Origin of the sequence: Solibacillus sp. FSL K6-1126 (assembly GCF_038003445.1) — a bacterium.
In the GTDB taxonomy this organism is placed as follows: Bacteria; Bacillota; Bacilli; order Bacillales_A; family Planococcaceae; genus Solibacillus; species Solibacillus silvestris.
In genome coordinates, this window is the sequence record NZ_JBBOPD010000001.1 from 2,582,365 (window position 1) to 2,605,436 (window position 23,072).

Genomic DNA, 23,072 nt, shown 5'->3' on the forward strand with positions numbered 1-23,072 from the left:
CATTACAGTATATACAAATAGTCGATATTTGTTTAGTTAAATATTGGATGAATAGGAGGTTTTTTAGCATGTCCATCAATTAATATGAAAAGCATCTGACTCATAAGTTATAAATACCTAAAATATTTTATTATAGTGAACGTTGAAATTGGAGTAAATTATGGTACATATCTGACAGGTCAGTTAAGTAACTTTCGTCTTGTGTCTCAATAGCCATAAGTGTTCTATTGATCATCAAAATATCTAGTTCGATTGAATTAGTTAAGTTTTGATGGTGTATATCATTTTCGATGATCTCGTTTCTTAATATTCCCAGCTCATTTAAATAATTCTCAAGCTCCATTTCCATCCTTTGAAGCTGTGAGTTGCTTAATGTACCGAGCAGCAATATATCGTTATAACATGTCTCACGTTGTACATGTAATTCTTCTTTATATTTTTTTACAACCTCATCAGGAGAATTGGCTGTTATCGTAGAGGATGCATCTAAATCATACGGAAATCTTACTAGAAGAACAAATGTCAGGACACCGAGCAGGATTATTATGAATTTCCATCGTTTCATTTATCATCGCTCCTTATTGTTGTCCCCCTATTTTACTTCGAAATTGTATTAATAATATGAAATTAATATTAAAATCCTATGACAACAAAAAAAGTGTCCAGCAACAGCTAGACACAAATAGAACAATACGTTTTCAAACATATTATCCAAAGAAAGGAGGTAAAAACGAAGACGAAGAATTTCTTAGCCTTGCTACCTAATTTTACCCTTTGTTATTTTTTGTTAAACGTAAATTACAAATATTTTAAGTCAAAATTCAATTTATATGATCACAAAGACTAAAAAATCTCTTTTTAGGTTAGAATACTCATAAATTATCAATGAATGTAAAAGGATGATTATGTAATGAGTGTTATTGTATTAGATAACAAAAGACTTTTTCTAAAAAGAATTAAAAGTTATGAGCTGAATACAGAAGAAATATATTATAGAAATGATAAAACAGAGGAACGATTTCTTTTCCTATTCCTTATGAATGAGGAGGAACTATGGAGTGAATATAAGTTCGAATATTTATATATTAAGATGTTTGACGGCAGCGAATATAAGTATTTCTCTGATAAAAAATTAGATAATATTTTAAAGAAAATGGATAACTACTTTAAAGAAATCGGCATTGACAGTGAAGTAGAAGATTGCTCTTATGATCTTTCTGACGATTGTTACTATGTTAGTGAAAAATTAAAAGAAATACTAGAAAATAATGAGTATTTAGCGCAAGCTGTTGATAGTTATATAATAACGAAGGATACGTTCATATTCGTTGATGAAGACATTTCAAGTATAGCGACTAGAATGGATAATTCCTTTGGCTTGGTATAAGAGCATTGAATGATCAATTCTTACTAAGAACGGGCATAAAGCATTAAAAAACGCCTTCTGAACAATTGTTCTAGGAGGCGTTTTTATAAAGTAATATTCTCGTAATAAATAATAAGTTTCCGAGGCGAAATGAACTCAAGAAAGTTCTTAACTCGCCACCATTTCAATACGAATCTTATCTGCAATCATCGCAATGAACTCTGAGTTTGTCGGTTTTGATTTCATATGGTGCACTGTATAGCCGAACAGTTCTGAGATATTCTCATAGCTGCCGCGGTTCCAGGCTACTTCAATGGCATGGCGAATTGCACGTTCCACACGTGACGGGGTTGTCCCGAATTTTTTCGCGATTTCCGGATATAAAATTTTTGTAACTGAGCTTAATAATTCAATGTCATTGTAAACCATCTGGATCGCTTCACGTAAATAAGCATATCCTTTTATATGTGCAGGTACACCAATCTCTTTAATGATGCCTGTAATCGTTGTATCCAATAAGCGTGTATCCATTTTTGCAGGGGTGTTCGTTGATAAAACCGGTACACGTTTTTCCTGTTCGACTTTCTTTCCTGCACAATGCAGAATTTTTTGAACTAGCTGCTCAAACTCAAAAGGTTTCAACATGAAGTAAGAAGCACCGTAATTCACTGCCTGCTTCATTACATCTTCTTGTCCGAATGCAGTTAGCATAATGACTTGTGTCTGTGTATAACGCTCATCGTTATACATTTCTTCCAATACAGCCAGTCCATCCAAATGCGGCATAATGATATCCAATAGTAGAACATCGATTTTATGCTCTTCCAACATTTTAATACAGATTTTTCCGTTGGATGCTGTAGCAACAATTTCAATTTGCGGATGATTTGTAAAATACACTTCCATCATTTTTACTAATTCGCGATTATCATCTGCAATCGCAATTTTCACCTTTGACAAACAAAATCCCCCTTTAAATTCTATTTCTTATATATTCATTACAATAGCAAATTGTATGAGTTTTCTTACAAATGTCTAAACTTCTTTTGTAATACAATTGTAACAAAAATGAACGACAGTTGTCCTTCGATCTCTCTTATTTTGCATTGTCCTTTAGTGAAGTTTCGACAGAATTACTAAATTTCCTTTTCTTACACAAAAAATGAGCAACAAGTATTATCTTTTCTTACTTTATCGACAAGGAAATTTATGGTTCTACATTTGTCGATTTATCTTTATATACTATTGTAATGAAAAAAGCAAAAAAAGACTACACTTTATTAAAAAGTATAGTCTAAAGTATTTTAGTACGGGCTCTTTTTCAGCATTTCAATAACAAGAATACCGGCACCTTTTGTTGGTTCTTCGATAAACATATGTGTTACCGCACCCACAAACTGGTTATTCTGTATAATAGGACTCCCGCTCATCCCTTGAACAATACCGCCCGTTTTCTTTATAAGACGTTCATCGACGACATTGAATGTAAACGTATTATCCGTTTGTTTGTCAATTTCAATATCAAATAAATTGACTTCTTCTCCGTCGATTGCCGTTAAGATTTGTGCTTTACCCTTTTTTAATTCATTTGCATGTATAATTTCCAGCGGTGGATGCAAACTGTCATGTAATGATTGTTTCCAATTTCCAAAAATTCCGTAGACATCATTGGTTTTTACTGAACCGAGTGGCATTTGTGATTTATCTACAACTGAAATTTTATACCCTGGTTGTCCAGGCGTACTTTTCTTCACTTGTGAGATTGATGCTTCAAAGATTGCACCATCATTAAATTTTGGAGGCTGCTTCATTGTAGAATCTACAATTTGATGTCCTAGCGCTCCGTATTCCATCGTTTCAGGATCGATATACGTTAAAGTACCTATTCCATCAGTTTCACTTTTTAAAAATGGTTTTAAATGCACCAGTTCATGAGCTGATACGTTGATGTCTCGTTGTTGCTTTCCATTCTCAACGGTCAGTGTAAATGATTCGCCTTTGCCGGCAATGTCTTCTAACTGGCTTACTTTTTCACCATTCAGTTTTAAAATATGTTCTCCCTTTTTCAACCACTCACTATTTTCCAATAATACGTCCTGTGCAACCATTACATAAGGCATCTCCAACTGAACGCCAATTGAATGGCCCATTGGAATTAACGATTTTCCCAATACTTCTATTGGTGATAACATAAAAAGCAATGCAACGAGTATCGACCATTTTTTAATCATCCTTCACCTCCTCTATGCGCTTACTATGTGAAAATTTGACGGAGTTATGAACGGAAAAATTTTGTTGATATGAGGAAAAATTAGAATGTATTCGTTGTAATCCTTGCTGCTTAGGGACATTGAAACTTATACGGTTAAAAAAATAAAAAAACGTCTAAAATTTTATTAATTTTAGACGTTTTTAAATTTAGTTCATCATTTCTTTACGTTCATTGGCCATATGAATTAATTCCGAAGCATGTTGTAATGTCAGGTCTGTTATTTCAGCTCCACTCATCATGCGGCTGATCTCCACGATTCGTTCCTTTTCTTCCATTTCCGTAATCGACGTAAATGTACGGTTATGCTCTACTTGCTTTTTAATGTAGTAATGATGATCCGCCATTGCAGCAACTTGCGGCAAGTGAGAAATACATAATACTTGTGAATTGACTGAAATTGCGGCAATCTTTTCTGCAATTGCCTGTGCTACACGTCCGCTGACACCTGTATCAACCTCATCAAAAATTATTGACGTAATGCCATTTGATGAAGAGAAAATTGTTTTAAGTGCCAACATCATACGGGAAAGTTCCCCTCCGGAAGCGACTTTAGGCAAGGACTTCGGTGGTTCCCCAACATTTGTTGAAATATAGAATGCGACAAAATCCTTGCCGTTTGCGTCCAGCTGATTCAATGGCTCGAATTTAACGATAAACTGCGCTTTTTCCATATGCAGCATACGTAGTTCATTCATAATCGCATCACTTAGCTTAATTGCATTTTCTTTGCGGATTGTCGTCAATTCTTCTGCAATTTTATTTAAATCTGCTTCCATTTTCGCCAGCAATTGCTCATTTTGCTGCAATGTTTCATCACGGTTCATAAGCTGGCTCAACTCTTCTTCGATTTTTTCGTGATACGTTAAAATCTCTTCAACTGTCGTTCCATACTTACGTTTCATATTTTGATATAAAGCAAGACGCTGCTCGACCTCATTCAAACGCTCTGCGTCATACTCTAAATCATCCAGCACATTTTTCACTTGATATGCTGCATCCTGCAATGCATAAAAGCTGGAAGAGACCGCTTCTGAAGCCTCTTTGAAATTCGAATCGAGTGCAACAATATCCTCCAGTGCATTCATGGCATTACCAATGAAATCCAGTCCGGTTCCATCATCGGAAATCGCTGAATATGCAATGTTCGCACGTTCGAATATTTTATGGAAATTCATTAAACGAAGTCGTTCTTCATCCAATGCTTCTTCTTCGTCGACTTTTAATCCGGCCTGTTCCAGCTCCTGAATTTGGAATTGATATAAATCAATGCGCTGTGCCATCCGCTGCTCGTCCATACTTAGCTCAGCCACTTCTCTTTTTAACTGACGATACGCTTCAAAAGCTTCATCGTACCTTGCTTTCACAGGCTGAAGCTTATTATGTGCATAATGATCCAGTAAATTGATATGGAATTTTTCATCCATAAGCTCCTGGTTTTCATGTTGCCCATGAATATCAATTAAACTGCCGCCAATATCACGCAAAACAGATAATGGGACAAGTTTGCCGTTCACTCTGCAAACGCTTTTTCCTGAATCATGCAGGTCCCGTCGTAAAATAATCGTATCTTCTTCTGATTCAATCCCATTTTCTTCAAGTTTTGCAAAAATCGGATGATGACTATTATCTACATGAAATAATCCGCCAAGTTCAGCCTTTTTCTCTCCGTGGCGGATAAACTCCGTTGAGCCGCGCCCGCCAGCCAATATATTAACCGCATCAATAATAATAGATTTTCCGGCACCTGTTTCACCTGTCAAAACAGTTAAACCACCAAAAAAACTAACGGTTAAATCATCAATAATAGCAAAATTTCGAATGCTTAATTCTCTTAACAAACCATTCCACCTCGGTTTACAGCATATCTAATAAGCGATTTTTTATTTCTTCACGTTCGTCCTCTGTTCGACACATGATTAAAATCGTATCGTCCCCACAAATCGTTCCTAAAATTTCTGTCCAGTCCAGATGGTCAAGCAGTGATCCGATTGCATTCGCATTCCCCGGCAATGTTTTCATAACTAGAAAATGTGAAGCTCCATCAATTGAAACAAAAGCATCAGCCAACGAACGATGCAATTTTTGAATTGGGTTGAAACGTTGGTCAGCTGGTAAACTATATTTATAACGACCGTCCTGTAACGGTACTTTTACTAAATGCAATTCTTTAATATCTCGTGAAACCGTTGCTTGTGTGACGTTGTAACCCGCATTTTTCAGCTGATCGACTAAATCGTCCTGTGTCTCGATTTCGTTATTTGTAATAATATCACGGATGCGTATATGGCGCTGTCCTTTGTTCACAAAAGTCACCTCATTAAAATGTTTAGGAATATATGTATATTTACACTACCATTTGCATAAAGGAAAAACAAGAAAAAACCGTACATATGTTCAAAAATCCGTTCTTTCCGACTGTTTTCTACATGAAAATAAAAAGTAAAATCTGCAAATTTCGCATAAATTTTGTCCTGTTTCCATAGAACACTCCTTTACAAAGTCCGTTGATTTCCATTGCGGGCGGACGCTTTCCAGGGGCCCGGCTCGAGCCTGTAGTCTCTCCCACGGGCTATTCCCCTAGGAGTCGCCGCCCTCCATTCCAATCAACTCCCGTTTTCAACAAAAATGTATGCCTCTTTTAATATGTCCATAAATAAACAAAAACACAAAACAAATCCATAGGAATCTGTTTTGTGCTTACATTATTTCAGCTGCATATGCGCGTCTTTTACGACTTGTTCGAAATTTGTGAAGGACTCTACTTCTTCACCGTCATGCGGATTATACAGGTGGAATAAAAATTCAATATTCCCTTCGCCGCCTGTAATCGGTGAATACGAAGCATCCTTTACGACAAATCCGATTTCTGTTGCCATTTTTGCTGTTTCTTCTAAAACAGCTAAATGGACTTTCGGTTCACGGACAATTCCTTTTTTCCCGACATTTTCACGACCTGCTTCGAATTGCGGCTTTACAAGTGCCATAACATCGCCACCTTGCACTAAAATGGTTTTTAGCACAGGCAAAATCAGTGATAACGAAATGAAGGAAACATCGATGGTTGCAAAACTTGGTAAGCCTTCTATCAAGTCTTCAGGCTTTGTATAACGGAAATTGGTTTTTTCCATAACCGTTACACGCTCATCCGAACGGATTTTCCATGCAAGCTGGTTTGATCCTACGTCTAGTGCATAGCAGTGACGGGCGCCGTTTTGCAGTGCACAATCTGTAAATCCGCCTGTTGAAGAGCCGATATCAAGCATTAGCTTACCTTCAACAGATAGATCAAAAATTTCCAGTGCCTTCTCCAGCTTTAAACCGCCTCGTGACACATATTTTAACTGTGAGCCTTTAACTTGCAGCGGTGCATCGATTTCGATTTTTTCCCCTGCTTTATCAATGCGGATTTCGTTTGAAAACACGAGACCAGCCATAATCGAGCGTTTTGCCTTTTCACGCGTCTCACATAACCCGCGCTCAACAAGCATTACATCTACTCGTTCTTTTTTTTGCTTTGTCATTCTTTATTTAACCCTATCCGACTGTTTATTCGGTACAAGCTGCGTAATACGTTTTACCGCTTCTTCAGCTGTCACGTTTATTTCTTCTAATAATAAATCAACTTCACCATGCTCGATAAATTCATCCGGAATCCCTATACGTTCAATTTGAACATTACGGTACTTCTTATCAAATGCAAATTCCAGCACAGCACTGCCAAATCCGCCTTGCAGCAATGATTCTTCAATCGTTAAAATCGGCAGGTTTTCCTGCATAATCTCATGCAGCATTGCTTCATCCATCGGTTTAATGAAACGTGCATTTACAACACGTACATCAATGCCTTGGTATGCCAATTGTTCTGCTGCCTTCATTGCCATTGGAATCGTTGTACCGAATGTCAGAATAACCGCATCCGTGCCTTCACGCAATACTTCCCATGAACCGATCGGCAATGCTTTCATTTCCGCATCCATTTCAACGCCTAAGCCATTGCCGCGAGGGTAACGAAGCGCAATTGGACCATCATTATAATCAATTGCTGTTTTCACCATATGCTGACCTTCATTTTCATCTTTAGGCATCATCAGGACAATATTTGGAATATGTCGCAAAAACGAAATATCAAATACGCCTTGATGTGTTTCACCGTCCGCGCCAACAAGGCCAGCACGGTCAATACCGATGAAAACATTTAAATTCGGACGTGCAATATCATGCAGCACCTGGTCATACGCACGCTGTAAAAACGTCGAATAAATCGATAAAAACGGTTTCATATGCTGTGTTGCAAGACCTGCTGCCATTGTTGTGGCATGTTGCTCGGCAATCCCTACATCAAAGAAGCGATTCGGGAAGTCTTTTTGAATTCCTTCAAGTTTTGAACCGACAGGCATTGCCGGTGTAATTGTTACAATTCGGTTATCTTCCTTCATGCATTTACGAACCGACTCCGCGACTAAGCTGCTCCATGCTGGACCTTTTGTAGAAGATTTTACGAAAGCACCCGTTTCCATTTTATATGGACCTGTTCCATGCCAAGTACCAATTGTATCGTCTTCAGCAGGTTTGTAGCCTTTACCTTTTTTCGTCAATACATGGACTAGTACAGGACCCTGTACTTTTTTCGCATATTCCAATGTTTTTTCCAATGCTTCAAAATCATGTCCGTCAATTGGACCTAAATATTTGAAACCTAATTCCTCAAAGAATACACCTGAAACAACTAAATACTTTAGGCTGTCTTTCACACGTTCAGCAGTAGCGGCCAGCTTATCGCCAACCATTGGAATTTTATGAATTAATGATTCCAAATCTTCTTTTGCACGTGAATATTCTTTTGCCGTACGCAAGCGTCCTAAAACGTCATGCAATGCCCCAACGTTTGGTGCAATCGACATTTCGTTATCGTTTAAAATAACGATCATATTCGTTTTTTCATGACCAATATGGTTCAAAGCTTCCAGTGCCATTCCACCTGTTAATGCACCATCACCGATAATCGGTACAACAAAGTTTTTGTCCCCTTTAATATCTCTTGCCGCAGCCATACCCATCGCTGCAGATAAAGACGTGGAACTATGCCCTGTTTCCCACATATCGTGCTCACTTTCGACAAGCTTCGGGAAACCGCATAGTCCTTTAAATTGACGCAATGTGTCAAATTGACTTGCCCGGCCTGTTAAAATTTTGTGGACATATGCTTGATGCCCGACATCCCATAAAAATTTATCCTTTGGACTGTTAAAAGCTTTATGCAGTGCAATCGTCAGCTCAACAACACCTAAATTCGGGCCAATATGACCACCCGTAATTGAACATTTTTCGATCAGAAAAGCGCGAATTTCTCCAGCCAGCGCTTCTAGTTGCTTTTTATTCAAGTCTTTCAAAAAGGATGGACTAGAAATTTTCGTTAAATCCATCTCATCCACACACCTTTTCATCAGTTTATTCACCGTTGTGATTTTTCTATTATATCAATGTACAACACAAGACAAAAGTTTAACACATTTTAGTTACTACGTCTCACAATATACTGCGCAAATTGTCGAAGCAATGTTGTATCAATGTCAATTTTTTGTAATGCTTCAATCGCCAGCTCATAATGTTCGTCAAGCTTTTGCTTTGCACCGTCTAATGTAAGTAAAGCAGGGTATGTACTTTTATCGCTTGCTACGTCTTTTCCTGCTGTTTTCCCTAGTTGTTCCGAAGTTCCTTCAATATCTAAAATATCATCTTGAATTTGGAAGGCTAAACCGATATGGTGTGCATATTCCACTAATGCTTCACGATCAGAAATACTTGCATTTGCCAGCACAGCACCCGCTTCAATACTAAAACGAAGTAATGCGCCTGTTTTGTTTACATGAACTGTTTCAAGCTCCTGTAGATTCAATAGACGTTTTTCTCCGTCCATATCAAGTACTTGTCCGCCGACCATTCCTTCAGCACCTGAGGCAACACTTAATAGGTTCACGAGCTCAATACGTTTTTCTGCAGAAAGATTATTTAGACGTGCGATGACACCAAATGCCAATGTGTTTAGAGCGTCACCAGCCAAAGTTGCCAATGCTTCGCCGTACACAACATGGTTCGTTGGCTTTCCTCGGCGCAATTCATCATCATCCATACTTGGCAGGTCATCATGGATTAACGAATACGTATGGATCATTTCAACAGCGGATCCTACTGTATAACTTGTCTCAAGAGACTGATTATACATTTCGCAAACTGCCACAACAAATAACGGACGAATTCGTTTGCCCCCTGCTTTTAATGAATACAGCATCGATTCTTTTAAATGTGCCGGTGATTTGATCGATTCAACGAGTTCATACATTGTCGTTTCCAGCTGCGGTATATTATGATCAATAAACTGCTTTAACGTGTTTTCCATCTGTTAGTCTTCTCCATTTCCTTGTTGGAAAGCTTTCTTTTCGCCATCTTCTCCAACGATTGAAATTAATTGTTGTTCTGCATTTTGCAGTGTATCATGACAAAGTTTTGATAGTTCCATTCCCTTTTTGTAAAGGTCAATGGCTTCTTCCAGTGGAACATCTCCTTGTTCAAGTTTACGTACAACTTCTTCTAATTCTGTCATTGCTGTCGCAAATGTCGGTTTTGTCACTTTGCTTCCCCTTCCTTTTGCACATGCTTTTTCTCAATTTTCGCTTCGGCATATCCATCCTGAAACGTCACTTGAATCACGTCGCCTTTTTCCAGCTCGTGAACTGATTTTACTACGTTTTCCTCTTTATATGCCACGCTGAAGCCTTTACTCATTAATGCGAGAGGATTTAAAGCCTCCAGCATACGTATCTGATTTGTAAAAGCGACTTTATTTTGTGCGAGCTGTTGCTGCATTCGATTCGTTAACGTTTGAGTACGGTGTTCGAGCTGCTGTTTAGCCGCAGTTAATTGATGTACCGGCGAATACAGCTTCATTCTGCTGTCAATTGACTGTAGCTTTGATTTTTCATTCATCATATAGAGCTTCGTCGCATTTTGTAGTGATAAGTCCACCTGCACAAGCCTTTCAATAAAAGGACGATATAATCGCTCAGGTGTTGCAAGCGGATAGGAATTTTGCAGTTTTGTTAAGCGATTGCGTTCAAAGTTAAGCTTTGATGTCATCATTTGATGAAGAATAGACTGATAGTGAAGAATTTGCTGGTATAGCTGCTGCTGATTCGGAACAGCCAATTCTGCCGCAGCAGTTGGTGTCGGTGCACGTAAATCCGCGACAAAATCCGCAATTGTCGTATCGGTTTCATGTCCGATCGCACTAATAACCGGAATACGGCTTTCAAAAATCGCCCGTGCGACGATTTCTTCATTGAATGCCCATAAATCTTCAATCGATCCGCCACCACGTCCAACTATCAGTACATCACAAAATCCATGGCGGTTCGCTAAATAAATATTCTCTGTAATGTTTGGAGCCGCACCTGCACCCTGAACGAGCGTCGGATAGATTAAAATTTCAGCCTGCGGATATCGGCGGTTAATCGTTGTGCATATATCGCGAATGGCCGCACCAGTCGTCGCCGTTAATACACCGATCGTTTTCGGAAATTGCGGAATCGGCTGTTTAAAATTTGGGTTAAACAACCCCTCATTTTGCAGACGTTCCTTTAACTGGTTAAATGCGACGAACAAACCGCCAATCCCATCCGGCTCCATCGTCTGTGCATAAAGTTGGTATGCGCCACTTGCTTCATAGACATTCACATCGCCCCGTATAAAAACTTTCATCCCTTCTTCCGGCTTAAAGGAAAGTTTCGAAGCCTGTGAACGGAACATCGTAGCGTTAATACGTGAACTGTCATCTTTCAGCGTGAAATAAATATGACCAGAACTATGTACCTTTACATTTGAAAGCTCTCCCGTTACGTAAACATCACGTAAATGCGGATCGGCATCAAATTTTCGCTTAATATATTTTGTTAATGCTTTGACGGATAAATAAGAATTCGATGTCATAAACGTATTGCTCCTTTACGGTAGTACTTTTCTGTATGTGTGATTTCCATTGCGTCGGAAACCCCGGTTTATAAAAAAATAAGCGGAATATTTACCGCTACTTCTCTCTTGTTTACTTTCTATTGTATCGTTTAAGCTAAAAATCACGATTTTGATCTACATCAAAATCGTGATTTTTGAAGTTAGATTAATTCTCTTGACGTTCTAACTCTTTTTCAGCTGCTTGTACTGTGTTTTCCAGTAACATCGTGATTGTCATAGGGCCGACACCGCCTGGAACGGGTGTAATATGTGAAGCAATCCCTAGTACATCATCAAAATCCACATCACCGCAAAGACGGTTGTCTTCATTTCGGTTAATCCCTACATCAATGACAACTGCCCCTTCTTTAATATGCTCACTTGTAATAAAGTTCGCACGACCGACTGCCGCAATTAAAATATCGGCCTGTTTCGTAAAGTACGGTAAATCCGGTGTTTTAGAATGTGTATATGTAACTGTAGCGTCTTTTTGCAACAATAGTTGCCCCATCGGTTTCCCGACGATATGGCTGCGTCCTACGATGACTGCATGCTTTCCTGCAACGTCTATTCCCGCATGTTCGAGCATTTTCATAACCCCATAAGGAGTACATGGCAAGTATGTATCCTGTCCAAGCATCATTTTCCCTACACTAATCGGTGAGAATCCGTCCACATCTTTCTCCGGAGAGATCGTTTGAATTACTTTGTCCTCATTGATATGTTTCGGTAATGGAAGCTGAACGAGAATACCGTGAATTGAAGCACGTTCGTTTAATTCACGAATTTGTTCAAGTAAAGCCTGTTCTGAAATTTCTTCAGGTAGTTTGACAAGTTCCGAATACATCCCAATTTGCTCACAAGACTTTTGCTTGTTTGCTACGTATGTTTTGGATGCCGGATTGTCGCCTACTAAAATGACAGCTAAGCCGGGTGTAATCCCTTGCTCTTTTAGCTTCTTTACACGAGTAGCGACCCCTGTTCGAATTTCTTGACCGATTTCTTTACCATTAATAATTACGCTTGACATGTTGTTGCTCCTTCCAGTGATTACGACAATCGGAAAGGTTGCCTACTGCTTGTATTAAAAACACACACGATTATTATGACAACCTACCAGTTAAATCTTGATATATTAATCTTTAAAGAATTGAATACATTTGTTGATTTATTGCTCAGTAAATTTCGAAAGTACACCGTTGACGAACTTGCTTGATTTCTCGTCACCGAATGTTTTAGAAAGTTCGATTGCTTCGTTCATGATAACTTTGTTTGGCGTTTCTTCAGCGTATAATAATTCATATACAGCTAAACGTAAAATTGTTCTTTCAATTTTTGGCAGACGGTTGATCGTCCATTTTTCTAGGTTTTTTTCTAGCGCTGCATCAATTGCTTCGATATTTTCAGTTGTCCCACGAACTAATTGCTCCAAAAAGGCATTTGATTTTTGTTCTTCTTCAAGAACATGGCCAATTGCCTCTTCTATTGTTAATTCTGTGCTGTCTAACTGAAACAAAGCTTGTAACGCTTTTTGACGCGCCTCTGTTCGTTTCATAAATAATAGCTCTCCTTCATAAGTAGCATTACTTGATATCATAGCATATTTTGCAAGGCATCGCACAGTTTGACAGAAAATTTTTGGCTGCAAAAAGAGATTTTTGTATTCTTCCTTAAAATGGTGAAATTTACGATAAAAAAACGACATGTTTGAGATAAATCAACATGTCGTTTATATTAATTCCGTTAATAAAATACCAGGTTTTTATATTAGGTAGTTGATTTCCATTGCGGGTCGGACGCTTTCCAGGGGCCCCGAGGCCAACAGGATGTTGGTCACAAAAGCGTTGCCACAGGAAGTGGCATTCTTAGCTTTTGTTCCTCATCTCTCCCACGGGCTAATCCCCTAGGAAGCTTGCTTGTAGCGAAAGGCGATAGCCGTCAGCTAATGTTTTCACAGTGCGAAAGGTGAAACCGTCAGCACGAACACTCGCCTCCCCTCCATTTCAATCAACTCGTTATAAAACTTACTGAAGGCATCTTACATTATAATGTGAAATTAATTATTCTGTAACGGTATCATCAGCGTGCCTGTTTCGCGCTTATTGTTTTCCGATTCAGGGAATTCAAATAGGTACGTAATTTGTTCAGCTGTTTCTTTTATTACGTAGAACTGAAAATGCTCCATATTTTCCAAGAAATATCGGATATCCTGCATTGCCATCAGCTCTCCTACTTCTTCATAGTGTGCCAATGCTTGCTTAAAATAAGCGTTAATCAAATTTAAATCTTCTTCATTTGCTATACGAATATAATCTTTGCTCATATCATTTTAACTCCTCAACTAGATTATGACCTATTATAGCATAATTCCAATAGAGAATAGGAAGCTACTGCCAAACGACTTGTCCGGTCATTTATTTTCATGTCCTTTTACTTACCATCACTTAAACGCTTGCGCTGCTTTAACGGCTTTGTGCCAGCCTGTAAATAATGATTCACGCTGCTCTTCATCCATTGCCGGCTCGAATTGACGATTGAGTTGCCAATGTTGTTGCACTTCATCGAGGTTCTCCCAGAATCCGACAGCCAATCCGGCTAAATACGCTGCGCCAAGTGCCGTCGTTTCATTGACTGAAGGACGGTCAACAGGCACATTTAAAATATCTGACTGGAATTGCATTAAAAAGTCGTTCATCACAGCACCACCGTCAACGCGCAGTTTCCTTAAGTCGATACCTGAATCGGATTCCATAGCCGATAACACATCCCGAGTTTGATAGGCAAGCGATTCCAATGTCGCACGGATAAAATGTTCCTTAGACGTGCCGCGTGTTAAACCGAATACTGCTCCTCGCACTTCACTATCCCAATACGGTGTTCCAAGTCCGACAAATGCCGGCACAACATACACTCCATCTGTATCTTTTACACGAGCAGCATATGCCTCACTCTCAGCAGATTTCCGGAACATCCGTAGTCCGTCACGAAGCCACTGAATGGCCGAACCGGCTACAAAGATACTTCCTTCGAGCGCATATGTCACTTTGCCATCATAACCCCATGCGATAGTTGTAAGAAGACCGTGCTCTGATTTTACCGCTTCCTCACCTGTGTTCATCAGCATGAAACAACCGGTACCGTAAGTATTTTTCACCATTCCTTGTTCATAGCAAGCTTGACCGAATAATGCCGCCTGCTGATCTCCTGCAATACCTGCGATCGGTACACGATGACCAAAGAAATGATTACCCGCAATTTCTCCGTATATTTCAGAGGACGGTTTCACTTCAGGAAGCATGGATGCAGGAACCCCTAAAATGTCCAGCAATTCTTCATCCCATTTTAAATCATAAATATTATACATTAATGTTCGGGAAGCATTCGAGTAGTCCGTCACATGAACAGCTCCTTCTGTAAGCTTCCAAATAATCCATGTATCAATCGTCCCGAATAAAAGGTCGCCCGCTTCCGCTTTTTCTCGTGTTCCTTTAACATTGTCCAATATCCATTTTACTTTCGTGCCGGAAAAATAAGCATCGATGAGCAAACCGGTTTTATTACGGAACAGCTCATTATGCCCCGCTTCCTTTAAAGAATCGCAAATTTCCGCAGTTTGGCGTGATTGCCATACGATTGCATTATATACCGGTTCACCCGTATTTTTATCCCACACAACAGTCGTTTCGCGTTGGTTTGTAATCCCGACTCCTTCGATTTGTGACGCCTGAATATTATTTTCCGATAACACCTTTGCAATTACCGATAAAATGGAACTCCAAATTTCCTTTGCATTATGCTCAACCCAACCCGATTTCGGGAAATATTGTTTAAATTCCTGTTGTGCTGTATGAACGATATCCCCTTTTTTATTGAATAAGATGGCACGTGAACTCGTCGTGCCCTGATCTAACGCCATAATATATTTTTCCATTATACTGTCTCCTTTTTAACGGATTTGGATTGTGTGATAAATGCAATGACACAAATGACAACAAATAACGTTGTAAACAGCCAAAATGCCACTGAATTTTCATTTAAAAAGAATTGTTTGTAAAACAGTGCGCCTGTGACGCCACCAATAATCGGTCCGACAATTGGCACAAAGGCATAAGACCAGTCTGAATCACGCTTACCTGATATCGGTAAGAAAAAATGCGCGATGCGGGGTCCTAAATCACGGGCTGGGTTGATGGCATAGCCTGTAGGTCCGCCTAAGCTCATACCTATGGCGATAACAATAATACCAACAAGCAACGGATTAATACCATCCGCCAATGAATTACCGCCTAATGCTAAAATTCCTAATAATAATATAAAAGTCCCTATCATTTCTGTTACGATGTTTGCCAAAGGATGACGAATGGCAGGAATTGTAGCAAAAACAGCTAATTTCGCATCTTGATCTTTTGTTTGTGACCAATGTGGCAAATAAGCAAGATATACGACAATTGCACCGAGAATTGCCCCTAATATTTGTGCAATAATATACATCGGAACATCCGCCCATGGGAAGTCACCAATTGTTGCAAATGCTATTGTCAATGCAGGGTTTAAGTGGGCACCACTCACACCGCCTACAGTATATGCCGCGATAGCCACGGCAAAACCCCAGGCAATCGTAATTACGACCCAGCCGCTATTTTCCGCTTTGGAAAATTTCAGCAAAGATCCAGCAACAACCCCGCCACCTAAAATAATTAAGATCATTGTTCCTACTAATTCTGCTAAAAATGTTGACATTCCCTTCGCCTCTTTTCACTAAGTCATTGTTACGTCTTGTAGTTCATGTTCTAGTTGATCTGTATGCTGCTGCTTTTCTTCTGCTGTCCAGTTTAGGTAGTCGCTCATTTCATCAATAACAAGCTGTTTATATTGTCTCACTAGATGGATGTTAAATAAGAGTGCGCCTGTACGACGAACGAAAAAGTCACTCGGTGTACATGCACTTTCCTCGTTTATTGCATAGTACAGCTGGCCATATACGATCGGCGGTAAGTTTCCTTTTGCCTGTTTAATATAATTGAATACTTTATCGACATTAGTACCATAGAATTTTGCTAAGTAATGGCTTTGTTCCTCCGTTAAGCCAAGCTCCTGGCCTTTCATTGTCCGTTTTTCAACAAATGATTCGAAAAATTTAGAGCCGCTCGTTTCTCCGCCCGAAATAGGCAGGTTTTTGGTAATCGATTTACCGTATTTTAACTGGTATTCGTCGTTTAATTGTTTTACGACAAGGTCCACAATTTTTTCAGCCATTTTACGGTAGCCGGTCAGTTTTCCTCCTGCAATCGTAATCAATCCGCTTTCTGATTGCCAAATTTCATCTTTTCGTGAAATTTCGGACGGTCCCTTACCTTCTTCATGGATAAGCGGTCTCACCCCTGCCCATGCCGATTCGATTTTATCTTCTGTCAGCTGCAGTTGCGGGAACATATAATGAATCGCATCCATAATATATTGTCGGTCCTCTTTTGTTACCTTCAGATCTGCAGGATCCCCTTCATAAAATGTATCCGTTGTTCCAACGTACGCTTTACCATCTCGTGGAATCGCAAAAATCATCCGACCATCTTTTTCTGTATCAAAATAGATCGCTTGCTGCAGAGGGAAATCATCCTCGTCGAAAACAAGATGCACACCTTTCGATAAAATAAGGTGTTTATTATCAAGCTCCCCATCTAATTTACGTACTTCATCAACCCATGGGCCTGCTGCATTGACCACTTTCTTCGCACGAATTTGAAATTGTTCCCCAATAAGCTGATCTTCCACCGTCACTGTAGAAAATGCCACGTTATCCGCTTCAATTCCCACAACCTTCAAATGGTTCATTGCAAGTGCCCCGTTGGCAACAGCTGCTTTCATCACTTCGATTGTCAGGCGTGCATCGTCTGTACGATATTCGACATAAACGCCGCCACCGAGCAAACCATCCTTTTTAATAAGCGGTTCACGGGCAATCGTTTCATCTGCAGATAGCATAAAACGACGTTCACCTTTTTTCACATTCGCTAAAATATCGTATACTTTTAATCCTAGCGCTGTCGAAAACGAACCAAATGTCCCTCCTTTATGGAAGGGCAGCAACATCCATACAGGCGTTGTTACATGCGGTCCGTTTTCGTAAACAATTGCCCGCTCTCGACCGAGCTCGGCAACCTCTTTAATTTCGAATTGTTTTAAGTATCGCAGGCCGCCGTGAACAAGTTTTGTCGATCGGCTACTCGTTCCTTCCGCAAAGTCCTGCATTTCTGCCAACCCTACTTTTATCCCTCGTGTGGCGGCATCAAGTGCAATACCCGCACCTGTAATTCCTCCACCAATAACAAACAGATCAAAGGTTTCTTCTATGAATGTTTTTTTCAATCGCTCTCTTGCATTTGCAGAAAAGTTTCCCATACCGTTTCCTCCTTACCAAATGAAGCTTTAAATCTATACCCTATTTTCACCTTGTTCACATCCTAAAATTCACGAAATTATGAAAAAATATTTAAAATAAGAGCTTCAGTGTTGAGGAATCAAAAAAAGAACCGAGCATCAATTAATTGAGCTCGGTTCTTGTTTATACAATTATTCTGTGTCTTTTGAAGTTTCGAACTGGATCCCTGTAATATGGATATTCACTTCGCTTGTTTCGATGGCTGTCATATTTAAAATGGCTTGTCGAATCGTTGTTTGCACTTCTTTCGCCACTTTTGGAATGGCATACCCATATTTTACAGTGCAGAATACATCAATAACAATATTGCCTTCTTCCGACATTGCTGACTTGATGCCTTTGGAATGGACTTTTTTACCGAAACGCTCGGCAACACCTGATGCGAAATTTCCGCGTGTTGCTGCAATTCCCTCTACTTCTGTTGCAGCGATACCTGCGATAACTTCAATTACTTCTGGCGCGACTTCAATCTTCCCTAATTCTTCTTTACCAACCGGTGTTGGTTGTACGAATGCTACTTGTTGTTTCTCAGCCATTTGCGATACATCCTCTCTTATGTAAACTAATGGATTTCTAACGCTTGTTACTTTAAATCCTTAAGTTCAGTATACTACAATTATAGACCGGATGTAGAACGGTTGCGCCACATTTTGTAATTTTGGCAATGGTCATCCATTATTCCATGCATACTGACCTTCATTCGGATCAATTAGTTTTAAGTCATATACTTCACAGTAATGTTTTGCAACAAATAATATTTCCTGACGTACTTGCAGCATACTGCCTGTATCATTCGTTTCGACAAAATACCGAATGAGAATACGGCAGCTTGTCGGCATTAGCTCATCCATCGCTACATGAATAATTTTTTTCGAAATTTTCGGATGTAGTGAAATTTGCTCTCGTACAGATTCCAAAAACTTCACAATACTTTCCTCACTGTTTTCATTTGATATATGCAGGAAATGCTCCACTTTTCTTTCTGTACGATTGGAAAGATTATAAATCGGACGATTGACTAAATACGAGTTTGGTACATAAACTGTCCCTTTATCGGATGTTTGAATAACGGTACTACGCAAATTAATATCCTGTATAGTCCCGTCAATTTTCTCGTCACCCGACATAATCCAATCACCGATCTGAAATGGTTTATCCAACGCAACACTCATCCCGCCGAATATATGCGCGAGCGTGTCACGAATACCAAATGCGAGCGCCACACCTGTTAATCCAATTGCAGTTAAAAACCCGTTTAAATTAAAGTTCCACAGTGAAGCAATTGTAAACATCGCAATGACCATGACCGCGACTTTACTCATCCGCAAGAAAAATGGGGTTAAAATATCCTGATCTTTCCCTGTTTCAAATCGATGTGGGTTTTTCAAATAAAAACCAAGTACATCATACAGTGCTTTAAATGCAAAAAATACATAGACTGAATCAATATAAATACTTAGTTTCGCATTTTCAAAAAGCCATACTTCCACTAATAAAGATGCTGCCATCACAATCAAGCTGAAAATAATCGCGTTACGTATTGATGGGTAGACACTCTTTGTAATGTCACCAAATACCGGATGATTTTTTTTATTGAACAAATCCGCAATTTTAAAAAGCAGCGGCCGTATTATAAAACGAATGACGATTAAACCAACGATAATTATTGCAGCAGCCGCCAGACAATCTGCTACAGTCGGTGCAGTAACAGACGGAATTAACCATTTTATCGATTCCCACATAACAATCACCTTCTTAAACCTTCTTTACAACTACAAGACAAAATCATACCATGTAAAGAAACGATTTACATTGAAAATCGTTCCACTGATAATCAATTCGAATGGAGGATTATTTATGACTGGACTTAACAATCTATTTTTGCTTCTAGAACAACAACTTATGCATTACAGAAAAGAAGATTTTATCAACATCTTGAGTGAGGATTTTCTTGAATACGGATCATCCGGAGGCATCATGGATAAAACTTACTTGCTTCACCAAATGACAGAACAAGGGATTGAAGACTGTTTATTTACCGTTACAGAATTTCAGGCAGTTTCACTTGCAGATCAAATTGTGCAAACACGATTTGTCACTACAAATCGAACGAATGGCAACAGGCAAAACCGCAGTTCTCTTTGGCGCAATGAAAACGGGACATGGCGGATGTTCTTTCATCAAGGAACACCAGCAAAATAAAAAACCACTCTTATGTAAAGAGCAGCAATTTTATTACTTTTTCAGTAAATCTTTATATTGATGCGATGTCGTGAGCGCAATCGTCAGCGAACCTTTGCTGTAATACGTTTTAATTAAAAACGGTGCCCCGCTCTCGTATTTTGAAATTTAAAATCGAGCGATCCGTAAGAAACCGTCGCATCCCTTCCAGTCGGAACATAGCCGATGTTCAGTGAATGGTGATGCCTTTCCGTAATGCGAATTCCCAACTGGTCGACGGCATTGAATAATGTCGAGGACGTTTGGCAAATTCCACCACCAATACCCATCACCAGCTCCTTGTTAATAATTTCAGGTGCCGGTTGATAGCCTTTTTCCACCGTTCGTTCTCCGACCATTGTGTTAAAAGAAAAATAATCTCCATCCCCAACTAAAATATTATGGATGGCCTTTGCGGAAAGCTCGATATTTTCACTTCTTCCGCTTTCTGCTCCATTAAAATAAGTCGTAAACGAAGCAACAGTCACATCATCTAATGAAGGAATGTCGATTTCCAGATTGCTTTCCAATATATACAGCGGCAAAAAAATATGGTCCCCTTTTGGAGAAGCCGCTAAAATTTTTTCGACTAATTCACTTTCCTTTAATACGATTCCGGGATTTCCTTCAATAATCTCTCCGTTTTCCCCAATTTTGTGCAGGACCATTGTTTGATCATAGCCGGTCCTTTCTTTAGACCCTCTTGCCAGTTCTCTCGCTACTTTCTTAATGTTTGCTTCGTACAGTTCACGATCCGTGCCGTATCCTAATAATTGTGGTGTGAACGATTTCACGATTTCCATTGTTCTCGGATCGATCAGTGTAATAACAGCTGGATAAATAAGCGGATATTCCCCGACAATTGCTTCACTTTCCGACAACGGGGCGGAGGTCGAAGCTTCGATTTGATGTTCTTTTACTCCATCTGTTTCGGAAGTTCCTGAATATGACGCTTTTTCACAGCCTACAAGTAAACAAAGACCGAACAATACTAAATAAATGAAGTTTGTTTTCATTTTATTTCCCCTATCTATAAAAGCAAAGATCTCATAGCTTATTCAGAAATTTAACTTCTGTTAACAGAATTAATGCCACAAATGCCCATGCGTATTGAATGGGATACCGTCACTTTTATAAACAGCGAAAATGGTATATATCATTATTGTTTTCTTTGCCTCGCTTCTTTTTCCCATCTTGTCAGCGCTGGATATGGATCAAATGCCCATTCTGTCCGGCCATTAAATTTATAGATCCCATAATGTAGATGCGGCGGGAACTTCCCGGCTGTTCCTTCTTTTCCGTACCCTGTACTTCCAACATAGCCGATAACTTGTCCAGCCTCGACAATATCGCCTTCTTTGAGTCCTTTTTGAAAATATGCAAGGTGTGCATAATAATGATATGAGTTATGGTTGTCACGAATACCGACACGCCAGCCGCCAAATTGATTCCAGCCCATCACTTCGATTACCCCGTATGACGTTGAATAGACCGGCGTGTTGTACGGAGCAAAAATATCCGTTCCTTCATGTATTCTTCGGCCACCCCAGCCGCGATTTGCCCCCCATGTCCCTCTGTAGCTGTAGTCGGCTCGAATTGATAGCGGGAATGTATGCCCATCCAAATCGATCGTTCCAAATTTCTCGTATAATTTTGCGATGACAAGTATTTGATTCACCGATAGTTCATTTTTATAATAATCCCATAATGCCAATTTAAAATTATCCTCACCATATCCGTACTGTCTTAAATACTTAGCCAATGTAAATAATATATCGCTATCATCGGAACGATCCGCAATCCCATCCCCGTTCCCATCCATACCGCTTCCATTAAAATAAGCGATTGAAACCGGGGAATTATCATTTTCGGCCGGATTTAAAATACCGGACCAGAATTCATCCGAAAATTGAATGGCAATGATACTTTCTCGCTTTGGAATATCCTTTCGTACTTCCTGAATATTTCGTTCATATTGATCGACAGCCGCCAAATAATACCAAGGCAATAAAATGTTTTCATGCTGTATATAGTAGTCCATTCTTTTTTCCAATAGTTGTTCTTTTGTCGAGGTGGTGTCCTCCTCTGCAGAAGCATCGGTAACCGGCATATATCCTAAAATGACAACGGCCGTCATCATCAATGCAATACGGTATTTCATCATTTCCCCTCCTCTACGATATGTTGGTTCGAATCATTTTGTAATCGAATCATTTGTGAAATTGTAATAAATCGGTAGCCTTGATTTTTTAGCTCCGGCAATATTTTCTCCAACGCTTGAACTGTCTGCTCCCGATTGCCTCCTCCATCATGCATCCGCAAAACGAGTTCGGGGCTTTTTTCAGCCAGTTGCCCCACGATAAAAAACGTTCCCTTCGCCTCATATTGTTCAAGTAAATCAAGTATTTGCTCGGTATATTTCGGATGCGGCCCGTCATCAAATGTCAGGGCCACCACCTTTTCGTTCGTTTTAATATCCCATATAATTTCACCTGTTTTTTCATAATAGTCCCTTCCTTTTGCTTCACCTAGACTGTTGAAAACATACATAGCTGCAAATAAAAATAAAAGGACTAAAAATAAAATAAAAGCAATTCTTTTCCATTTTTTTCTATTCATATGATCACTTCCTTAATTAATTTCATCAGCATTAGTATTTAGAAAAACGCTAAAAAGATGTATTCAATTTAAAGTGAAAATAACCCATTTATTTTTTTGAAATTAAAAAGAGCTAGAGATTCAATGTGATCTCTAGCTCTTTTCCTGCGTTA

General features: G+C 39.3%; 23 protein-coding genes. 2 read left to right on the plus strand and 21 right to left on the minus strand.

Annotated features, from left to right (window positions below; all coding sequences use genetic code 11):
- Positions 1–130: 130 nt before the first annotated feature.
- On the minus strand, positions 131–565 hold the full coding sequence (locus MHH44_RS12800) for a hypothetical protein (protein ID WP_340798786.1): 435 nt from the start codon (positions 563–565) through the stop codon (positions 131–133).
- A gap of 345 nt (positions 566–910) precedes the next feature.
- On the opposite strand from MHH44_RS12800, the gene MHH44_RS12805 reads away from it, so the two are divergent.
- On the plus strand, positions 911–1,387 hold the full coding sequence (locus MHH44_RS12805) for a DNA polymerase III subunit alpha (protein ID WP_339262279.1): 477 nt from the start codon (positions 911–913) through the stop codon (positions 1,385–1,387).
- A 147-nt stretch (positions 1,388–1,534) separates the two neighbouring features.
- Here MHH44_RS12805 and spo0A read toward each other — a convergent pair whose 3' ends face one another.
- The 17 genes from spo0A to MHH44_RS12890 form a co-directional block, all read right to left on the minus strand.
- Positions 1,535–2,326: a sporulation transcription factor Spo0A gene (spo0A, locus tag MHH44_RS12810; RefSeq protein ID WP_014823486.1), complete on the minus strand. Its 792-nt coding sequence runs from the start codon at positions 2,324–2,326 to the stop codon at positions 1,535–1,537.
- A 344-nt stretch (positions 2,327–2,670) separates the two neighbouring features.
- Positions 2,671–3,597, minus strand: a complete 927-nt coding sequence (locus MHH44_RS12815) for a SpoIVB peptidase S55 domain-containing protein (RefSeq protein ID WP_008404226.1) — start codon at positions 3,595–3,597, stop codon at positions 2,671–2,673.
- Positions 3,598–3,784: 187 nt separating this feature from the next.
- Complete coding sequence (recN, locus tag MHH44_RS12820; RefSeq protein WP_340798787.1) at positions 3,785–5,476, minus strand: DNA repair protein RecN; 1,692 nt, start codon at positions 5,474–5,476, stop codon at positions 3,785–3,787.
- A 16-nt stretch (positions 5,477–5,492) separates the two neighbouring features.
- On the minus strand, positions 5,493–5,942 hold the full coding sequence (gene ahrC, locus MHH44_RS12825) for a transcriptional regulator AhrC/ArgR (RefSeq protein ID WP_008404230.1): 450 nt from the start codon (positions 5,940–5,942) through the stop codon (positions 5,493–5,495).
- Between the two features lie 398 nt (positions 5,943–6,340).
- The gene (locus MHH44_RS12830) at positions 6,341–7,159 is read right to left on the minus strand and encodes a TlyA family RNA methyltransferase (RefSeq protein ID WP_008404232.1); all 819 of its coding nucleotides are present in this window, start codon (positions 7,157–7,159) and stop codon (positions 6,341–6,343) included.
- A 3-nt stretch (positions 7,160–7,162) separates the two neighbouring features.
- Positions 7,163–9,061 carry a 1-deoxy-D-xylulose-5-phosphate synthase gene (dxs, locus tag MHH44_RS12835; protein ID WP_008404233.1) on the minus strand — a complete coding sequence of 633 codons (1,899 nt, stop codon included), beginning with the start codon at positions 9,059–9,061 and terminating at the stop codon, positions 7,163–7,165.
- Between the two features lie 89 nt (positions 9,062–9,150).
- Positions 9,151–10,035, minus strand: a complete 885-nt coding sequence (locus MHH44_RS12840) for a polyprenyl synthetase family protein (protein WP_340798788.1) — start codon at positions 10,033–10,035, stop codon at positions 9,151–9,153.
- Between the two features lie 3 nt (positions 10,036–10,038).
- The gene (gene xseB / locus MHH44_RS12845) at positions 10,039–10,266 is read right to left on the minus strand and encodes an exodeoxyribonuclease VII small subunit (RefSeq protein WP_008404237.1); all 228 of its coding nucleotides are present in this window, start codon (positions 10,264–10,266) and stop codon (positions 10,039–10,041) included.
- Positions 10,263–11,621 carry an exodeoxyribonuclease VII large subunit gene (gene xseA / locus MHH44_RS12850; RefSeq protein WP_340798789.1) on the minus strand — a complete coding sequence of 453 codons (1,359 nt, stop codon included), beginning with the start codon at positions 11,619–11,621 and terminating at the stop codon, positions 10,263–10,265. The genes xseB and xseA overlap by 4 nt, the downstream gene beginning before the upstream one ends.
- Positions 11,622–11,808: 187 nt before the next feature.
- Positions 11,809–12,672 carry a bifunctional methylenetetrahydrofolate dehydrogenase/methenyltetrahydrofolate cyclohydrolase FolD gene (folD, locus tag MHH44_RS12855; protein WP_008404240.1) on the minus strand — a complete coding sequence of 288 codons (864 nt, stop codon included), beginning with the start codon at positions 12,670–12,672 and terminating at the stop codon, positions 11,809–11,811.
- Between the two features lie 138 nt (positions 12,673–12,810).
- Complete coding sequence (nusB, locus tag MHH44_RS12860; RefSeq protein WP_008404241.1) at positions 12,811–13,197, minus strand: transcription antitermination factor NusB; 387 nt, start codon at positions 13,195–13,197, stop codon at positions 12,811–12,813.
- Positions 13,198–13,698: 501 nt separating this feature from the next.
- Positions 13,699–13,965, minus strand: coding sequence for a hypothetical protein (locus MHH44_RS12865; protein ID WP_008404242.1), 267 nt, complete (start codon positions 13,963–13,965; stop codon positions 13,699–13,701).
- 117 nt (positions 13,966–14,082) lie between these two features.
- Entirely contained in the window at positions 14,083–15,573 is a 1,491-nt protein-coding gene (gene glpK, locus MHH44_RS12870; protein ID WP_008404243.1) for a glycerol kinase GlpK, read from the minus strand.
- Positions 15,573–16,382, minus strand: a complete 810-nt coding sequence (locus MHH44_RS12875; RefSeq protein WP_340798790.1) for an MIP/aquaporin family protein — start codon at positions 16,380–16,382, stop codon at positions 15,573–15,575. The genes glpK and MHH44_RS12875 overlap by 1 nt, the downstream gene beginning before the upstream one ends.
- Positions 16,383–16,400: 18 nt before the next feature.
- Positions 16,401–18,041, minus strand: coding sequence for a glycerol-3-phosphate dehydrogenase/oxidase (locus MHH44_RS12880; protein WP_008404245.1), 1,641 nt, complete (start codon positions 18,039–18,041; stop codon positions 16,401–16,403).
- Positions 18,042–18,212: 171 nt separating this feature from the next.
- Positions 18,213–18,617: an Asp23/Gls24 family envelope stress response protein gene (locus MHH44_RS12885; protein ID WP_340798791.1), complete on the minus strand. Its 405-nt coding sequence runs from the start codon at positions 18,615–18,617 to the stop codon at positions 18,213–18,215.
- Positions 18,618–18,749: 132 nt separating this feature from the next.
- Positions 18,750–19,823, minus strand: a complete 1,074-nt coding sequence (locus MHH44_RS12890) for a mechanosensitive ion channel family protein (RefSeq protein WP_340798792.1) — start codon at positions 19,821–19,823, stop codon at positions 18,750–18,752.
- Between the two features lie 115 nt (positions 19,824–19,938).
- Here MHH44_RS12890 and MHH44_RS12895 point away from each other — a divergent pair, with 115 nt between their 5' ends.
- Complete coding sequence (locus tag MHH44_RS12895; RefSeq protein WP_340798794.1) at positions 19,939–20,283, plus strand: nuclear transport factor 2 family protein; 345 nt, start codon at positions 19,939–19,941, stop codon at positions 20,281–20,283.
- 113 nt (positions 20,284–20,396) lie between these two features.
- On the opposite strand, the gene MHH44_RS12900 is transcribed toward MHH44_RS12895, so the two are convergent.
- From MHH44_RS12900 to MHH44_RS12910, 3 genes are all read right to left on the minus strand, one after another.
- Entirely contained in the window at positions 20,397–21,317 is a 921-nt protein-coding gene (locus tag MHH44_RS12900) for a VanW family protein (protein ID WP_340798795.1), read from the minus strand.
- Positions 21,318–21,460: 143 nt separating this feature from the next.
- Positions 21,461–22,462 carry a M23 family metallopeptidase gene (locus tag MHH44_RS12905; protein WP_340798796.1) on the minus strand — a complete coding sequence of 334 codons (1,002 nt, stop codon included), beginning with the start codon at positions 22,460–22,462 and terminating at the stop codon, positions 21,461–21,463.
- On the minus strand, positions 22,462–22,920 hold the full coding sequence (locus MHH44_RS12910; RefSeq protein ID WP_340798797.1) for a polysaccharide deacetylase family protein: 459 nt from the start codon (positions 22,918–22,920) through the stop codon (positions 22,462–22,464). The genes MHH44_RS12905 and MHH44_RS12910 overlap by 1 nt, the downstream gene beginning before the upstream one ends.
- Between the last annotated feature and the right edge of the window lie 152 nt (positions 22,921–23,072).

Coding starts and splice junctions, on each gene's coding strand:
- MHH44_RS12800 (WP_340798786.1), bottom strand. CDS start 565: ATGAAACGATGGAAATTCATAATAATCCTGCTCGGTGTCCTGACATTT.
- MHH44_RS12805 (WP_339262279.1), top strand. CDS start 911: ATGAGTGTTATTGTATTAGATAACAAAAGACTTTTTCTAAAAAGAATT.
- MHH44_RS12815 (WP_008404226.1), bottom strand. CDS start 3,597: ATGATTAAAAAATGGTCGATACTCGTTGCATTGCTTTTTATGTTATCA.
- MHH44_RS12830 (WP_008404232.1), bottom strand. CDS start 7,159: ATGACAAAGCAAAAAAAAGAACGAGTAGATGTAATGCTTGTTGAGCGC.
- dxs (WP_008404233.1), bottom strand. CDS start 9,061: ATGGATTTAACGAAAATTTCTAGTCCATCCTTTTTGAAAGACTTGAAT.
- MHH44_RS12840 (WP_340798788.1), bottom strand. CDS start 10,035: ATGGAAAACACGTTAAAGCAGTTTATTGATCATAATATACCGCAGCTG.
- xseA (WP_340798789.1), bottom strand. CDS start 11,621: ATGACATCGAATTCTTATTTATCCGTCAAAGCATTAACAAAATATATT.
- folD (WP_008404240.1), bottom strand. CDS start 12,672: ATGTCAAGCGTAATTATTAATGGTAAAGAAATCGGTCAAGAAATTCGA.
- nusB (WP_008404241.1), bottom strand. CDS start 13,197: ATGAAACGAACAGAGGCGCGTCAAAAAGCGTTACAAGCTTTGTTTCAG.
- MHH44_RS12865 (WP_008404242.1), bottom strand. CDS start 13,965: ATGAGCAAAGATTATATTCGTATAGCAAATGAAGAAGATTTAAATTTG.
- glpK (WP_008404243.1), bottom strand. CDS start 15,573: ATGGAAAAATATATTATGGCGTTAGATCAGGGCACGACGAGTTCACGT.
- MHH44_RS12875 (WP_340798790.1), bottom strand. CDS start 16,382: ATGTCAACATTTTTAGCAGAATTAGTAGGAACAATGATCTTAATTATT.
- MHH44_RS12880 (WP_008404245.1), bottom strand. CDS start 18,041: ATGGGAAACTTTTCTGCAAATGCAAGAGAGCGATTGAAAAAAACATTC.
- MHH44_RS12885 (WP_340798791.1), bottom strand. CDS start 18,617: ATGGCTGAGAAACAACAAGTAGCATTCGTACAACCAACACCGGTTGGT.
- MHH44_RS12890 (WP_340798792.1), bottom strand. CDS start 19,823: ATGTGGGAATCGATAAAATGGTTAATTCCGTCTGTTACTGCACCGACT.
- MHH44_RS12895 (WP_340798794.1), top strand. CDS start 19,939: ATGACTGGACTTAACAATCTATTTTTGCTTCTAGAACAACAACTTATG.
- MHH44_RS12900 (WP_340798795.1), bottom strand. CDS start 21,317: ATGAAAACAAACTTCATTTATTTAGTATTGTTCGGTCTTTGTTTACTT.
- MHH44_RS12905 (WP_340798796.1), bottom strand. CDS start 22,462: ATGAAATACCGTATTGCATTGATGATGACGGCCGTTGTCATTTTAGGA.
- MHH44_RS12910 (WP_340798797.1), bottom strand. CDS start 22,920: ATGAATAGAAAAAAATGGAAAAGAATTGCTTTTATTTTATTTTTAGTC.